This is a genomic window from Schaalia turicensis, from assembly GCF_019380255.1.
Lineage (GTDB): Bacteria > Actinomycetota > Actinomycetes > Actinomycetales > Actinomycetaceae > Pauljensenia > Pauljensenia turicensis_A.
This window is the reverse complement of sequence record NZ_CP048928.1, coordinates 655,315-670,147: the sequence shown is the minus strand read 5'-3', so window position 1 is coordinate 670,147 and position 14,833 is coordinate 655,315. Positions and strand designations below refer to the sequence as shown.

The 14,833-nt window shown below is 56.2% G+C and carries 14 protein-coding genes; 1 reads left to right on the top strand and 13 read right to left on the bottom strand.

The features are described 5' to 3' along the window. On the bottom strand, window positions 1-1,338 hold the full coding sequence (gene hisD / locus G5S47_RS02865; RefSeq protein ID WP_050998828.1) for a histidinol dehydrogenase: 1,338 nt from the start codon (window positions 1,336-1,338) through the stop codon (window positions 1-3). A gap of 116 nt (window positions 1,339-1,454) precedes the next feature. Between hisD and G5S47_RS02860 the strand changes: the two genes are divergently transcribed. After that, window positions 1,455-1,688, top strand: a complete 234-nt coding sequence (locus G5S47_RS02860; protein WP_006681671.1) for an RNA-binding S4 domain-containing protein — start codon at window positions 1,455-1,457, stop codon at window positions 1,686-1,688. A 113-nt stretch (window positions 1,689-1,801) separates the two neighbouring features. Here the strand turns inward: G5S47_RS02860 and dnaE are convergent, their stop codons facing one another. From dnaE to G5S47_RS02800, 12 genes are all read right to left on the bottom strand, one after another. Next, complete coding sequence (gene dnaE / locus G5S47_RS02855) at window positions 1,802-5,353, bottom strand: DNA polymerase III subunit alpha (RefSeq protein WP_219585862.1); 3,552 nt, start codon at window positions 5,351-5,353, stop codon at window positions 1,802-1,804. A 231-nt stretch (window positions 5,354-5,584) separates the two neighbouring features. Further along, a complete protein-coding gene (locus G5S47_RS02850) occupies window positions 5,585-6,502 on the bottom strand; it encodes an RluA family pseudouridine synthase (protein WP_006681673.1) in 918 nt (305 codons plus the stop codon). After that, window positions 6,495-7,043 carry a signal peptidase II gene (gene lspA, locus G5S47_RS02845; protein ID WP_006681674.1) on the bottom strand — a complete coding sequence of 183 codons (549 nt, stop codon included), beginning with the start codon at window positions 7,041-7,043 and terminating at the stop codon, window positions 6,495-6,497. Before lspA ends, G5S47_RS02850 begins: the two co-directional genes overlap by 8 nt. A gap of 173 nt (window positions 7,044-7,216) precedes the next feature. Next, window positions 7,217-7,858, bottom strand: a complete 642-nt coding sequence (locus G5S47_RS02840; protein WP_006681675.1) for a DivIVA domain-containing protein — start codon at window positions 7,856-7,858, stop codon at window positions 7,217-7,219. A 281-nt stretch (window positions 7,859-8,139) separates the two neighbouring features. Continuing rightward, window positions 8,140-8,448, bottom strand: a complete 309-nt coding sequence (locus G5S47_RS02835) for a YggT family protein (RefSeq protein WP_006681676.1) — start codon at window positions 8,446-8,448, stop codon at window positions 8,140-8,142. A 10-nt stretch (window positions 8,449-8,458) separates the two neighbouring features. Further along, a complete protein-coding gene (locus tag G5S47_RS02830; RefSeq protein WP_006681677.1) occupies window positions 8,459-8,929 on the bottom strand; it encodes a cell division protein SepF in 471 nt (156 codons plus the stop codon). Between the two features lie 180 nt (window positions 8,930-9,109). Continuing rightward, on the bottom strand, window positions 9,110-9,874 hold the full coding sequence (locus G5S47_RS02825) for a purine nucleoside phosphorylase YfiH/LACC1 family protein (RefSeq protein WP_219585777.1): 765 nt from the start codon (window positions 9,872-9,874) through the stop codon (window positions 9,110-9,112). Window positions 9,875-9,877: 3 nt separating this feature from the next. Then, on the bottom strand, window positions 9,878-11,143 hold the full coding sequence (gene ftsZ / locus G5S47_RS02820) for a cell division protein FtsZ (protein WP_006681679.1): 1,266 nt from the start codon (window positions 11,141-11,143) through the stop codon (window positions 9,878-9,880). Window positions 11,144-11,270: 127 nt separating this feature from the next. Then, window positions 11,271-12,083 (bottom strand): cell division protein FtsQ/DivIB, encoded by an 813-nt coding sequence (locus G5S47_RS02815; RefSeq protein ID WP_006681680.1) that lies wholly within the window; start codon window positions 12,081-12,083, stop codon window positions 11,271-11,273. A gap of 121 nt (window positions 12,084-12,204) precedes the next feature. Beyond that, the gene (locus G5S47_RS02810) at window positions 12,205-12,345 is read right to left on the bottom strand and encodes a hypothetical protein (protein WP_165544437.1); all 141 of its coding nucleotides are present in this window, start codon (window positions 12,343-12,345) and stop codon (window positions 12,205-12,207) included. Beyond that, window positions 12,317-13,654 (bottom strand): UDP-N-acetylmuramate--L-alanine ligase, encoded by a 1,338-nt coding sequence (murC, locus tag G5S47_RS02805; RefSeq protein ID WP_050998829.1) that lies wholly within the window; start codon window positions 13,652-13,654, stop codon window positions 12,317-12,319. Before murC ends, G5S47_RS02810 begins: the two co-directional genes overlap by 29 nt. Window positions 13,655-13,714: 60 nt before the next feature. Beyond that, complete coding sequence (locus G5S47_RS02800; protein ID WP_006681682.1) at window positions 13,715-14,830, bottom strand: UDP-N-acetylglucosamine--N-acetylmuramyl-(pentapeptide) pyrophosphoryl-undecaprenol N-acetylglucosamine transferase; 1,116 nt, start codon at window positions 14,828-14,830, stop codon at window positions 13,715-13,717. Window positions 14,831-14,833: the final 3 nt, after the last annotated feature.

The following is a 14,833-nucleotide window of genomic DNA, read 5'->3' as shown; positions in this document are numbered from 1 at the left end:
TCACTCTCCGTCTTTAGCAGCTGTGCGGCGGATCAGGGCGGCTTGACCGTGTGCCGGCAGATTTTCCGCGATCGCAAGCGTGTTCAGCTTGTCGCTCAACTGATCCAGTGCTTCGGCCGTGTATTCCACGACCTGCTGGGAACGCAGGTACTGCATGACATTCAATCCCGATGCGAAGCGCGCTGTGCCACCGGTGGGCAGCACATGATTCGAGCCGGCAATGTAGTCGCCGAGCGGAACCGGCGTGTACGACCCAACAAAGATGGCACCCGCGTTCTTCACCTTCAGAGCATCATCGCGGGAGTTCAGGGTCTGGACTTCCAGGTGCTCTGCGCCGTACGCGTTCACGACAGTCAGTCCGTCTTCCACATCATCGACGAGGACAATACCGGACTGTGGGCCTGACAGGGCGGTAAGAATACGCTCAGTGTGCGTTGTCGCCTGCGCCTGCACCTTGATTTCAGCTTCCACTTCGTCAGCCAGTTCCTCGCTGGAGGTCACGAGGACCGAGGCTGCAGCCGGGTCATGTTCCGCCTGACTGATCAGGTCGGCGGCAACGAATGCCGGGTGAGCACTGGAATCGGCGAGGATTGCGATCTCGGTTGTTCCCGCTTCGGCGTCAATGCCGACGGTTCCCTGAACAAGGCGCTTGGCTGCGGCAACGAAAATGTTGCCCGGTCCGGTCACCACGTCGACGGGCTTCAAGACGTCATCACCATCGGTCACACCGTAGGCAAAGGATCCAATCGCCTGAGCTCCACCAATCGCCCAGACCTCATCAACGCCCAGTAACGCGCACGCCGCCAAAATTGTCGGGTGAGGAAGACCGCCGAACTCTGACTGAGGAGGAGACGCCAACGCAATAGACTCCACGCCCGCAACCTGCGCACACGCCACGTTCATCACGACGGACGACGGGTAGACAGCCAAACCACCGGGAACATACAGGCCCACACGTTCAACTGGAATCCAACGCTGGGACACGGTTCCGCCCGGAATAATCTGCACCTGAGCAGGCGCGGGCAACTGTTGAGTATGCCCCATACGGTTGTGCGCAATCGACATCTCAAGCGCCTCGCGAATCTTCGGGTCAAGATTCACCAAAGCATCAGCAATTGCCTGAGCCGGAACACGAAGCGAAGCCGGGCGAACACGGTCAAACTTTTCAGCCAAGTCGTACAGCGCGGGCGCGCCCTCTTCACGAACACGCTTCAAGATCGGAGCAACCTGATCTGCGGCCTTCGACGTATCCAGCGCAGCACGAGGCAACGCATGAGCAAGATCTGTCGTTTCAAGAACAGTTCCACGAAGATCCAGTCGTTGCATCAGAGTATCCATACCCCAAGCATAGGCGGGCACACACATTTGGTTCTTCGGCGCCCAACGCGCGAACATAGAAGCACACAATGCGGACAACTCACCCGCAGCCCGTAAACGCCAGAAAGGAAACGTCCATGTCAGACTTCCCCACCATCGAAGTCAGCGGAGTCATCAGACTCGGACAGTTCCTCAAACTCGCCAACCTTGCCGAAGACGGGGGACTCGCACGCGAGCTCATCCAGGGTGGCGACGTGTACGTCAACCACACAGTTGAAACCAGGCGAGGTCGTCAGCTCACAGACGGTGACGTCGTAGAGGTTAACTCCCCCATGGGATCAGATGGCGCCATCGTCGCACAGATCGACTAAGCCTGAGGCGCAACAACCAAGGCCACGCCATCCCATCATTCGACCCCGACACACGAGAAACGACCAACAACGCTGGTCGGCCTCGTCCTCTTAGCACGAGCCCCCGAAGTAGCTCAGTGCGTGCTCAGGACTCCGTCGATGCCCACGATAGCCTTCACATGTGAGAAGAACGGTCCCGTCGGCGACACGCGCAAACGCTGATCCAACTCAACGATCGTCGTGCCCGTGCGCTCGCGGATATGTAAACGAACAGGAGAATCACCTGGGAACGCTTGAAGGACATCTTTCAACTCGCCCAGCAATTCCGCCGTACACCGCGTTGCAGGAAGCTGAAGCTCCAGCGGAGTATCGCCGTCCTCACGCAAGTCCAAAATCGTCATCGACTGGCCATAAATCGACATGCCCTCATCGCGGACATTCACGCGACCCTCAATCTGAACCACAATGTCCTGGGCAAGATGCGTTGAAATCGTCTCGTAAGAACGCGGGAAGAAAAGAACTTCAACCGACCCCGACAAGTCCTCGAGGGTCGCAACGGCCCACACACTACCCTGTTTCGTCACCTTCGTCTGAACATTCGAAATCAGACCCGCGATACGCACCGTCTGATTCGACATTGAATCCTCAGATCCGACGACCTGCGCAATCTCGTGATCCTGATAGCGAGCCAGCGCTCCTTCAATGCCACGAAGCGGATGATCCGACACGTACAAGCCAAGCATCTCGCGTTCCTGAGACAGCTTGAACTTGCGGTCGAATTCAGGGATATCCGGAATAGTGACCCCCAGGGCATGTGAACCGCTATCAGCGCCGGCATCCATACCCAACGCACCAAACAGGTCGAACTGACCAATCGCTTCGTTACGCTTCACATCGGTGATTGCTTCAACGGCCTCGTCACAACACGACAGCATTGCACGACGCGTGTAGCCCATCGAGTCAAACGCACCTGCACGGATCAGCGACTGAATCGTGCGCTTGTTGCACACAACCTGAGGCACCTTGTCCAAGAAGTCCTGGAAGGAAGTAAACGGGCCCTTTTCTTTTCGGGTCTCAACGATGGCTTCAACCACGTTCGCTCCCACGTTCTGGATCGCGTTCAGACCGAAACGAATCGCTTCACCGTCTGGCGCAAAGTTACCCTGCGACGCATTGACGTCGGGGGGAAGAACCGTGATATCCATGTGTCGGGCTTCAGCCAAGTAGAGCGCACGTTTGTCCTTGTTGTCCTTCGTGGACGTCAGCAGAGCCGCCATGTACTCGGTCTTGTAGTTCGCCTTCAAAAACGCGGTCCAGTAGGACACCAAACCATATGCGGCCGAGTGCGCCTTGTTGAATGCGTAGGCGGAGAAGGGAACAACGACATCCCAGAGAGCCTGGATTGATTCCTTCGAATAGCCGTTGTCCAGCATTCCCTGCTGGAATGCCTCGAACTGCTTTGCCAGAACCTCGGGCTTCTTCTTACCCATTGCCTTACGCAGAATATCTGCTTGGCCAAGTGAGTAGCCCGCCAGCTTCTGCGCGATCTGCATGACCTGTTCCTGATACACGATCAAGCCGTAGGTCGTACCCAGAATCGATTCCAGTGCCTCAGCCAATTCGGGGTGAATCGGCGTAATTTCCTGCTTCCCGTTCTTACGTAGCGCGTAGTTCGTGTGCGAATTCGCGCCCATCGGACCTGGACGATACAGGGCGCCGACAGCGGAAATATCTTCGAAGTTGTCGGGCTTCATCAGCTTCAGAAGGTCACGCATACCGCCACCATCAAGCTGGAAAACGCCCAGTGTTTCACCGGCAGACAGGAGTTCGTATGTCTTTGGATCGTTGAACTCCAGGTGTTCCAGATCCGGTTCTTCCTTGCCGTTCAGCACAATGTTTTCCAGCGCGTCCGAGACGACCGTCAGGTTACGAAGACCCAGGAAGTCCATCTTCAGCAGGCCGAGTGTTTCACACGTCGGATAGTCGAACTGAGTGATGATCGCGCCATCCTGGGGACGCTTCATAATCGGAATAATGTCGGTCAGCGTATGCGAACTCATGATGACCGCACATGCGTGAACGCCCCACTGGCGGGTCAAACCTTCAAGACCGAGCGCGTACTGAACGACCTCGTGAGTCTCCGGGTTTTCTTCGTAGTACTTACGGAACTCGACAGCTTCGGCGTAACGCTTGTCATCCTTGTCAAAGATGCCGTGAACGCTAATGTCCTTGCCCATGATGGACGGCGGTAGAGCCTTCGTCAGTTGCTCGCCCACCTTGAAGTCCTTACCCAAGATACGGGCAGAGTCTTTCAGGGCCTGCTTTGTCTTAATCGTGCCGTAGGTGACAACCTGCGAAATGCGATCCTCGCCATACTTGGCCTTGACGTACTGAATGACCTCATCTCGCCTACGTTCGTCGAAGTCGACGTCGAAGTCGGGCATCGAGATACGTTCTGGGTTCAAGAAGCGTTCGAAGATCAGACCGTGTTCAAGAGGATTCAGCTCTGTAATCTTCATGGCGTAGGCAACCATTGATCCTGCGCCCGAACCACGACCAGGTCCAACGCGAATACCTTGGCTCTTCGCCCAGTTAATGTAGTCTGCCACCGTCAGGAAGTAACCGGGGAAGCCCATCGAAATAATGACATCTTCTTCGTATTTCGCCTGCTTACGGACATCGTCGGGAATACCGTTCGGGAAACGATAGTTGAGGCCCTTTTCAACCTCTTTGATGAACCACGAGGTCTTGTCTTCACCTTCGGGCACCGGGAAGTCGGGCATGTAGTTTGCGCCGTCATCGGTGGTTGTGAAGTGCACCTCGCAACGTTCAGCGATTTCCAGAGTCGAGTTGCACGCCTGTGGGAGTTCCTTCCACAGCTCGCGCATTTCTTCACTGGGACGAATGTAGTAGCCGTCGCCATCAAACTTGAATCGATCGGGGTCAGAAATACGCGAACCGGAGTTGATGCAAAGAAGAGCGTCTTGGATCTGACGGTCTTCCTTCTTCACATAGTGGGCGTCATTCGTCACGACAAGCGGAGCATCCATCAACTTCGCCAATTCCAGTAGCTGGAGCTGGGTGCGACGTTCCATTTCGATGCCGTGGTCCATGAGCTCAACGTAGAAGTTTTCTGCGCCAAAAATATCGCGGAGCTCGGCTGCTTCACGAACTGCCTCGTCCCATTGGCCAAGGCGCATACGCGTCTGAACAGCACCCGAAGGACACCCGGTAAACACAATCAAGCCCTCGTGGAACTGAGAGAGTAGTTCCTTATCCGCGCGAGGATACTTACCAAACTGTCCTTCAGTTGAGGCGTAGGAACCGAGGCGAAACAGGTTATGCATGCCCTCGGTTGAATAGGCGAGCAGCGTCAGGTGGTTGTATGAACCCGAACCCGACACGTCATCGCTCTTTTGCCAGGGTTCTCCCCATCGCACTTTTTGACGGTCAAAACGCGACGTACCGGGAGTCACATAGGCTTCCAAACCAATAATCGGCTTGACCCCGGCCTTCTTACAGTTCGAGTAGAAGTCGTATGCGCCAAACAGGTAGCCGTGATCGGTCAAGCCAATAGCGGGCTGACCCAAACGAGCCGCTTCTTCAGCCATCGCCTTCGTCTTTGCTGCGCCGTCAAGCATCGAGTACTCGGAGTGGTTGTGCAAGTGAACGAAGGAATCAGCCATGGTCTTGATGGTAGCCGTCATCGGGTGATTAAGCACCCCGGAAGGAGCGTGAGAGCTTTCCTTGAAATCACGCAGATTCACAAGCTCGACCAGCAGTTTTCGGCGTATTGACGCACCTGCCTTCTTCATCAGGCGACCAAAGATTGCACACTCGTGAGGGGTGCATGGATATGCTTTCAGTACACAACATGCCGGCGTGGTTTGCCGGTGCCCGCTACGATGATTGCGGTATCAGTCGGCGATCCTCAACGATTCCAAAGCCGCTTGCAGATCAGCGGGATAGGGTGAGCGAACAGTTGTGGGCAGACCGGTACGCGGGTGGTTAAACGTCAGTTCAACGGCATGCAACCACTGGCGCACGAGGCCCAATTCTTTGGCCTTCTTTGGATCAGCCCCATAGAAAACGTCTCCGACACACGGATGCCCCACTGCCGCGGTGTGAACACGAATCTGGTGGGTTCGCCCGGTCTCCAAATGGATTTCCAGCAGAGACGCCCCCGCCATCAGTTCCAACGTGTCATAGTGCGTCACCGCATGCTTCCCACCATCGATGACGGCCATGCGCCACTCCCGCGACGGGTGGCGACCAATAGGAGCATCAATCGTGCCCGACGGCGGATCCATATGACCGGCAACGACCGCGTGATAAATCTTCGTCACGGTTCGTTCTTTGAACGCGCGCTTCATCACCGAATAGGCGAGCTCTGACTTCGCCACCATCATCGCCCCCGATGTTCCCACATCGAGACGGTGCACAATCCCCTGGCGCTCGGGGGGACCGTACGAGGTAATGCGATAACCGGCCGCTTCCAAGTTTCCAAGAACCGTCGGGCCACTCCAGCCTGGCCCCGTATGCGCAGCAACGCCCACGGGCTTATCAACGACAACCACGTCATCATCGTCGTAAAGAATGTCCATGCCGGTGACCGGTGGTGGGGTTGTATCGGGCGCTGGGATAGTGACTTCAATCAGATCCATCGCACCGAGCTTGGTCGACTTTGAAGGAACCACGCCGTTAATCAGGACGTTTCCATCTTCAACAAGCCCCGCACACTGCGCACGCGACATCCCGAGCATGCGAGCAAGAGCCACGTCAACGCGTTCTTCTACCAGCGCGTCAGGAACAGGAAGCAAACGCGTATCACTCATGCGCGGCCTCGTCACTCAATGAATTCACGACAGGTGCATCATCTGCGTTGTCTTCACCGGAGAACGCTCCATCACGGGAGAACTCCCACGCCAACCAAATCGCGCCAATCACAATCCAAATATCAGCCACATTGCCAACGAAAAAGCCGTTGTAGTTGATGAAGTCAACGACGTGTCCAACGCCGATGCCCGGGGGCTGGATCAGACGATCGATCAAGTTACCGATCGCTCCGCCACCCAGAAGACCAAGGCAGGCCGCCGCGCTCACACGCACAGAGCGACTCAGTCCAACAATCAGGATGCCGATGATGACAACCGAGAGGACGGTGAAAACCCACGTGGACGTTTCTCCCAAAGAAAACGCGGCACCCGAATTATGAAGCAATTGGAAAGAAAGCAGCGAGCCGATAATCGGAATCGGGTGAGTGTCATCAGCTAATGCTGACAACGCCCAGAACTTCGTCACCTGATCGAGGACCACTGCGACAATCGCAATCGCTCCCGCGATAACATAGCGAGACTTTGACTGGGAGGTATTCATGTCAGGTTCTCCTTTCTGGGTTCTTTGTGTTTGCCTTATCGTAGTGAACGCGCCCCGAGGCCCTATCTGCTAGCCAAGGATGATGGTTCTTAGCTTTTCACATGGTAATGGCGGTGGTCCTGAGAGGTACCACCGCCATTTAACCGATGTGAAGATCAGATCTGATGAAAAGATCAGTCCTGCTGGGTGTCCGGGTTGACCTGGGAGAGCAGGGTCTCGAGGTGACCACGGATCGACGAGCGGTAATCCGACTCGAAGGAACGCAACTCGTTAATGGTGCCCTCAAGGCGAGTGCGTTCTTCGTCAAGCTTCGCAAGGATGGTTTCGTGCTGGTTCTGAGCGTCTGCAACGATCTCGTCGGCCTTGGCGTGAGCTTCGGCGATGATACGCTCGGATTCTTCCTTGCCGTCGCGCACGTATTCGTCGTGGACGCGCTGAGCAAGTGTAAGCATGTTGGTAGCAAAAGCAGCCGACTCGGTGTCGACGGGCGCTACGGTTTCGGCAGGGGTCTCGACGACGGTTGCAACCGGAGCCTCCTCAACGGTCTGTTCAACCGGAGCAGGAGCCTCTTCTACGACCTCGACTGCCGGGGCAACCGGAGCCTCGACAATTTCAGCACCGGAGGAGAGCTCGGCGATACGACGCTCGGCCGCTTCAAGCTTTTCCTTCAGATCCTGATTCTCGACGTTCAGGGTGTAGATCGTCGAAACGACTTCGTCAAGGAATTCGTCAACCTCAACCTGGTCGTAACCTTCGCGGAACTTTACGTACTGGAACTTCTTGTTAAGAACGTCCTCTGTAGTCAGCAGAGCCATGTGTTCGCCTCTCAATATCGTCGGGTCGATGCGATCCCAAGCGATTGACGTCGGTTGCGCATCAGGACAGTCGCCGGACAACTGTCCATCGACACATCATGGATTATCATATCTGACTCAATAGTCACACACGCAACAATGAACACATGACATGACACATTACTCACAATCTATGCGTGCGAGATTTGGCCAGTCAGGCACCTCTCCAACGGTTCAAAACAACCATTGCGGTCAAATAACAGCGTTTGACCAGCAACATCAGCGACCTTTAACCCACGAAGTCAGCCAATTGTTGCCAGAGAAATTCCTACTCGTTGCAACACGATCAGCGCGACAAAAACAATCAAGAATCCAAGATCCAGCGACAAACCGGCACCGATGCGCAGTGGCGGAATTCTTCGACGCAGGAATCGAATCGGCGGATCTGTCAGCACGTACACGAAATTCGCGATAACAAGCAGGATTCCGCGCGGTCTAAAGTTCGGCAGAAGAAACTCAAGCCAATCAAAGACCAGTCGAATGAACGCGAACAGCAGGTAGATGCTCGCAAGCCAGTAAATCGCCCAGCCGGCGTATACAAGTGCTGTCATCGAAAGCTAATCAGCCCTGGTTGAAGAGGGTTCCGCGACGGCTTCCAATCACATCGCCGGTGACCTCTACGGTTGCGGGCGACAGCAGGAAGACGCGGTTGGTCACGCGCTCAAAACCACCGCGAAGAGCGAAGGTCAGGCCGGCTGCGAAGTCGATCAGACGGCGTGCTTCTTCTTCGCGCATATCAGTGACGTTCATAATGACGGGCGTTCCGTTGCGGAAGGCTTCGCCGATCGTCTTGGCATCCGAGTATGCGGTCGGGTGGACGGTGACGATGCGCGAAAGGTCAGACGTTGTCTTCACTTCAAGGTCCTCACGGTGCAGAGGGGTGACGACGGAGGAAATCTCTTTCTGCGGAATTTCAGTCTCGTACGTAGTTTCATCTTCGTAGAGATCAAAATCCTGGGCTTCATCCTCGACTTCGTCAGCCGGGTACCAGCCCATGAACTTACGAGCTCGAGCTCCGAAACCATCCGCCATTGTGTCCTCCTGATTGTGTCGGCTCTGCAACGTTAATGCCCGCACTGTCCGTTACGGCGCAACCTTGCCGGTATGTCGAAAAAACAGAGTGGATAATTCCGATTACGCCCCTGCCGCAAGGGACTCAAGAGCCTTTATCACCGCGCGACATGCCACTGCCTGCGTCGGTCAACACATGCGCTACGCCGGGAAAATGATTGTGGCATTCCTACCGCACTCACGGTCACGCCGATAGGAGTGCAACGTGGGGTCTTCGAGAGTGCATCGCGGGTCAATTTCAATGCGGGTACACCCAAGCGCTCGCAGTTCTGCTTGAGCTGCGCGCGGAAGATCAAGAGCGGGCGTTCCCCACGATGTACGCGAGGCACTTTCAGGGCGCTCTACGGCGCACTCGTCACGCATTTGGGCGGGCACTTCATAGCAGTCACCGCAGATTGCGGGAGCAATATACGCCTCAATGTCATGGCTTGGAGCAAGACGACGCATGAGAGTCACTGCTCGAGTAATGATGCCGTCGAACAAGCCTTTTCTTCCGGCGTGCACGGCTGCCACGATCGTTCCGTCCGCCGTTGAAAGGACAATCGGTAGGCAGTCCGCTGTCATGACTGCAATCCCGGGAGCGTCCTGCCAGCCTCGCGCATCGATGATGACGCCATCGGCTTCAATAGTGTCCATCGGGTCGCTGAGGTTCAGCGTCGACGCGTGGGTATCGAGATTCAACGTTGGGTGCCCGTCTGCTGTCATGACGACGAGGCCGATCACATGAGAGTGGGTTTGATTCATCCAGAGGATCGGGCGCTCAAACTCGCTGGCAAGAAGCTGCCTTCGCTCCTTCACCAGCTGAAAGTCGTCACCCACGTGGTGCGCAACATTGTTCCTTAACGAGGCGGTGCCTCGACCCGCCTGGACGAGATGGATCGAGGCACCGTTGAGCTGGGTGAGCATCGCTCAGCGCAGGAAGTCCGGAATATCCAGATCCGCTGCGCTTTCAGATTCCTCATCAAAGATACGAGGAACTTCCAAAGAGGGTTCCTCTGCGACGGAGGGAGCTTCTTGCACCGGCTGCTGGGTAGCAACTGGAATCGTTGCCGTACGGGTCGGCACCTGGACAGGTGCACGATGGGCTGGGCGAGCGGACGGAACCTCACCGAGCGCGCGAGTTTCCTGCGGAGCAGCTACGGGAGCCGGGGTAGCAACAGGTGTCGTGGACTGCGCGGGAGTTTGGGTTCCGATAACGCTGGGACGCGACGCGATGTCGGTCTGCGGATCCTGCTCGTCAAAGCCAGCGGCGATGACGGTGACGATGATCTGGTCGCCCAGTGTCTCGTCGATGACCGCACCGAAGATGATGTTGGCTTCGGGGTGGACGTATTCCTGAACAAGCTTCGATGCGCGTGCGGTTTCCTGCAGGGACAGGTTCGAGCCGCCCTGGAAGAACAGGAGGACGCCACGCGCACCATCGATTGTCGATTCGAGGAGCGACGAGGAGATTGCGCGCTCGACTGCGTCGACTGCGCGATCTGTGCCGGTTGCCTGGCCAATACCCATGAGGGCCGAGCCGGCATCCTTCATCACCGACTTCACATCGTTGAAGTCGACGTTGACCATGCCGTTGATGGTAATCAGATCGGTAATGCCCTGAACACCGGAGTGCAGAACCTGATCTGCCGCTTCGAACGCTTTGGTGATCGGGAAATCTTCATCCTGAATCTCAAGTAGACGATCGTTCGGGATGACGATCAGAGCGTCGACGGCTTCACGAAGCGCTTCGACGCCCTTATTTGCCATGGATGCACGACGGTTGCCCTCGAAAGAGAACGGGCGGGTGACGACAGCCACGGTCAGCGCATCCTGTTCGCGAGCAATACGCGCAACAACTGGGGCTGCGCCGGTGCCTGTACCACCGCCTTCACCTGCGGTAACGAACACCATGTCAGCGCCTTCGAGAGCCTGAGCGATCAGGTCAACATTGTCATCGGCTGCTTTACGTCCGACCTCAGGGTCAGCACCTGCACCTAAGCCGTGGGTAATTTCGCGACCGATGTCGATCTTGATATCAGCGTTCGACAGAAGAAGATCCTGAGCGTCCGTGTTCACAACGATGAACTCGACACCACCCATGCCAGCTTCGATCATGCGATCGACAGCATTTCCGCCACCACCGCCGACGCCAACGACCTTGATTATGGCCTTGTTCTTCTGAGGTTCGTCCATTGGTCACTCTTTCTATATCAAACCCTCAACTTCAGGTTGAAGGTTCAACTTCACCCTGCTCTCGTTCGGAAGAAAGCTAGGGATTGAGTAGACCTTCTTCAAGGCGACACGCTGAACGAACAATCGACTATGACGTGACAGGATGAGTCGGCGATGAAACGTCATACACACGGACGCTCCTTTGAGCCAACAGCACGTCCAAAACCTGTGCTTTCAGCGCCCCATCATCAGGAGTTCCCCACTTCACTTGGGCACCGTTGGTCAGCGTAAACGACAGAGTTTTACCATCGGCACTCACACCCGAAACCTGCGCTTTTGTTGCCTCAGACAGGTTTGACCACAAGGAAAGAACATCCGAGGCCGCTTCGGCTCGTTCTTCATCAGTCTCCGGGAGGCTCACCAATGGAAGCCCCTCGATCAACGTAGGAGCATCAGCGAAACTCACTCCCTCATCGTCAACCTGGCGGAACGCGCCCGCACTTCCCTCGATCATCGCAGGAGTTCGCAAAGTAATTGTAATTGCCAAACCCGTTGGCCACTGTCGCTCCACTTCAGCTGAAGCGACAACGACATTCGATTCGATGGATTCAGCGATCGCCGCAGTCGGAACCCTAGGTAACGGGGTGCCCACGTACGGCGCAGTTGACGAAAGAACTGATTCCGCGGTGATCAAGGTTTCATCTGCGCCTTCAACGTGCACCGATGACGCGCTCAAAGCAAGCAGAGGCGAAAACAGCAATACCCACACCAAACCACCGATAAACGCTAGTCCCGCAGCAATCATTGCCATCGTCTTGATGCAGAGAATCCGACGCGCCCGAGCTCGCTCTTGGCGACGCAGATCAAACTCAGAACGCTCGTTGCGCTTTTCACCACCTAAGAGAGCAGCGGCATCCTGCTGCCCCACCGGCCGGGCAAGTGTGACACGAGCAGAACGCAACGAAGATTTCCTTGCCCCTCGCTTGTGTGCTGCCTGTTGACGCTCTGGGGGTTGCCCAGACTCTGGAGTATCCCTATGCGGTCGCTTTGGTCGGGCAACAACCGGACGTGATGGAGGTTTTTCAGAAGAAGACTTTTGGGTAGCAGATCCCTTTGACGACAAGCGAGAAGTGGACGTCGTCTGGTGTTGCGTAGAAGTCGATCCGGGTGGCGTTCGACGCGGCTGAGGTGGCTTCACGAGGCATCCATGCGTTGCCACTCATCGATAACATCATCTGCACACTGGGTGATTGAACCAGCACCCATCGTGATCAGAACGCCCCGCGAACCAGCCTGACGCGCTCCGATTCGGGCGGCCTCGTGCATATCGTGGACACACTCAGCACCCTTAATCTGATCCGCAATCAGAGCGGAAGTCACGGCGGGATCATCATCCTCGCGAGCAGCATAAATATCCGCAAGAACCACATGATCCGCGCCCGACAACGCCTTGGCGAAACGATCCGCGAATAAGCGCGTACGCGAATACAGGTGAGGTTGGAAAACCACGGTCACATCAGCGCCATCGGCAACCAATCGCGCCTGTTCGATCGCGGCAGAAACCTCTGTCGGATGATGCGCATAATCATCAAAAACGCGCCTGTCCCCCACAGTTCCACGGAGCTCAAAACGGCGAGCTGTCCCCGTAAAACCAGCAAGCGACGAAGCCATCAGGCCAGGTTCAACGCCAAGCTCCACGCCGGCAATCCACGCGCCAACAGCATTAAGAATGTTATGCACGCCCGGAACACCCAAGGAAAGCTCCGCGCTGATATCGCCGTAGCTGACTCGTGCACGACATGAAGAAGGCGTCGTCTCTACATCACAAATCGTCACGTCAGCATCCACCACGGACTTATCGGAGCGCCCGTAGGTCACCACGCGAATACCCAGCTCACGCGCCGACTCGCTCAGGCGGGCAGTCCCCGCGTCTTCAGCGCAACACACCAAAAGACCACCCGGAACCAGACACTTTGCGTAGTCAACGAAAACAGCTTCGAACGCTTCGCGCGTCCCATAGCGATCCAAGTGATCGGGCTCAACGTTCGTGACAACTTCGATCGACGGAGTGTAGTTCAAGAACGAGCCATCAGACTCGTCAGCTTCGGCAACAAACACGTCCGACGTGCCCAAATGCGCACCGGAACCAAACTGCGGAACAATTCCACCCACCGCGACCGACGGATCCAGACCAGCCCCACGCAGACCAACCGCAATCATCCCAGACGTAGTCGTCTTCCCGTGGGCGCCGGCAACGCCAACAAAACGCATTCCACTGGCAGCAAGCGCCAACGCCTGCGAACGATGAATGACATCCAACCCCAATTCACGCGCCCTGGTCAGCTCTGGGTTCGACTCACGAATCGCAGTTGACACAACAACCGTCGCATCATCATCAACATGAGTGGCATCGTGGCCGACGAATGCGCGAATTCCTTTTTCATTCAAACGCGCAAGAACATCCGAATCGGCACAATCTGAACCAGTCACCCGCGCGCCACGCGCAGCAAGCAGTTCAGCAACAACACTCATTCCCGCTCCACCGATACCGATGAAATGGAAGTGTCCTTCGATAGGTTCCACGTTCTCCCCCTAGCGCGCGATCTGTGAAACAACCAGGTCAGCTAAACGCGAGGCAGCATCGATCTTTGCTAATCCTGCCGATGCTGTCGCCATAGCGGACAGTTCCGGTGAAGTCAGTAGCGGGAAAACCTTCTGTCGCACCGTATCTGCGTTGAATGACGCATCATCAACCAAGAGCGCTCCGCCAGAGGCAACATGGTCATGCGCATTCAGCTTCTGTTCGCCATTACCGATAGCCAGCGGAACATACACGCACGGCAACGACAGAGCCGTCATCTCGGCAACCGTTCCTGCACCCGAACGACAGACAACCAAGTCTGCACAGGCAAGAGCATCTTCCATGGTCGTCAGATAATCCAGAACCAGGTAGCGATCGCCCACCGAACACTCGTCAACCTTGCTCCGCACAGGGGCGTCTTTTCCTTTGCCGGTCAAGTGAATCACCTGCACATTGTCAGGCAAGTCGTCAAGCGCATCAATCATGGCATCGTTCAGGTGGAGAGCTCCAAGAGATCCGCCGGTAACAAGAAGGGTCGTCTTCTTGGGGTCTACGCCCAAGTTCTTCGCCCCACGCTCGCGCGCAACACGGACACCGTCGGCATCTTGGCGCGCCAACGCAAGCTCTTCGATAGCAGGACGCAAAGGAAGACCCGTTACTTGCGTGATGCCCCTGCGTGCCTTCAACGGAGTATTCGCAAACGTCAACGCAAGAACATTGGCGTAGCGCGCCCCCACCTTATTTGCCAATCCGGGCCTGGCATTCTGTTCATGAATGACAATCGGGACGCCGGCGCCTCGTGCGCCCCAGTACGCGGGAGTTGAAACATATCCGCCAAAGCCGACAACCACATCAGCATCACGAATCGCCAGACGACACTGGTTCACTGCTTTACGCCAGCGGAATGGGAAAGTGAGAATCGAAGGGGAAGGTCGACGTGGGAAAGGAACCTTTTCAATCACATGAAAAGGAAACCCTGCAACGGGAACCAAATCTGATTCCAAGCCCTGAGCTGTTCCAAGGACCTCGACGTCATATCCACGTTTGGCAAGAACCGTCGCCGTGGCCAACAGCGGATTCACGTGCCCAGCGGTACCGCCACCAGCCAAAACGACTTTGCCCAACATGTT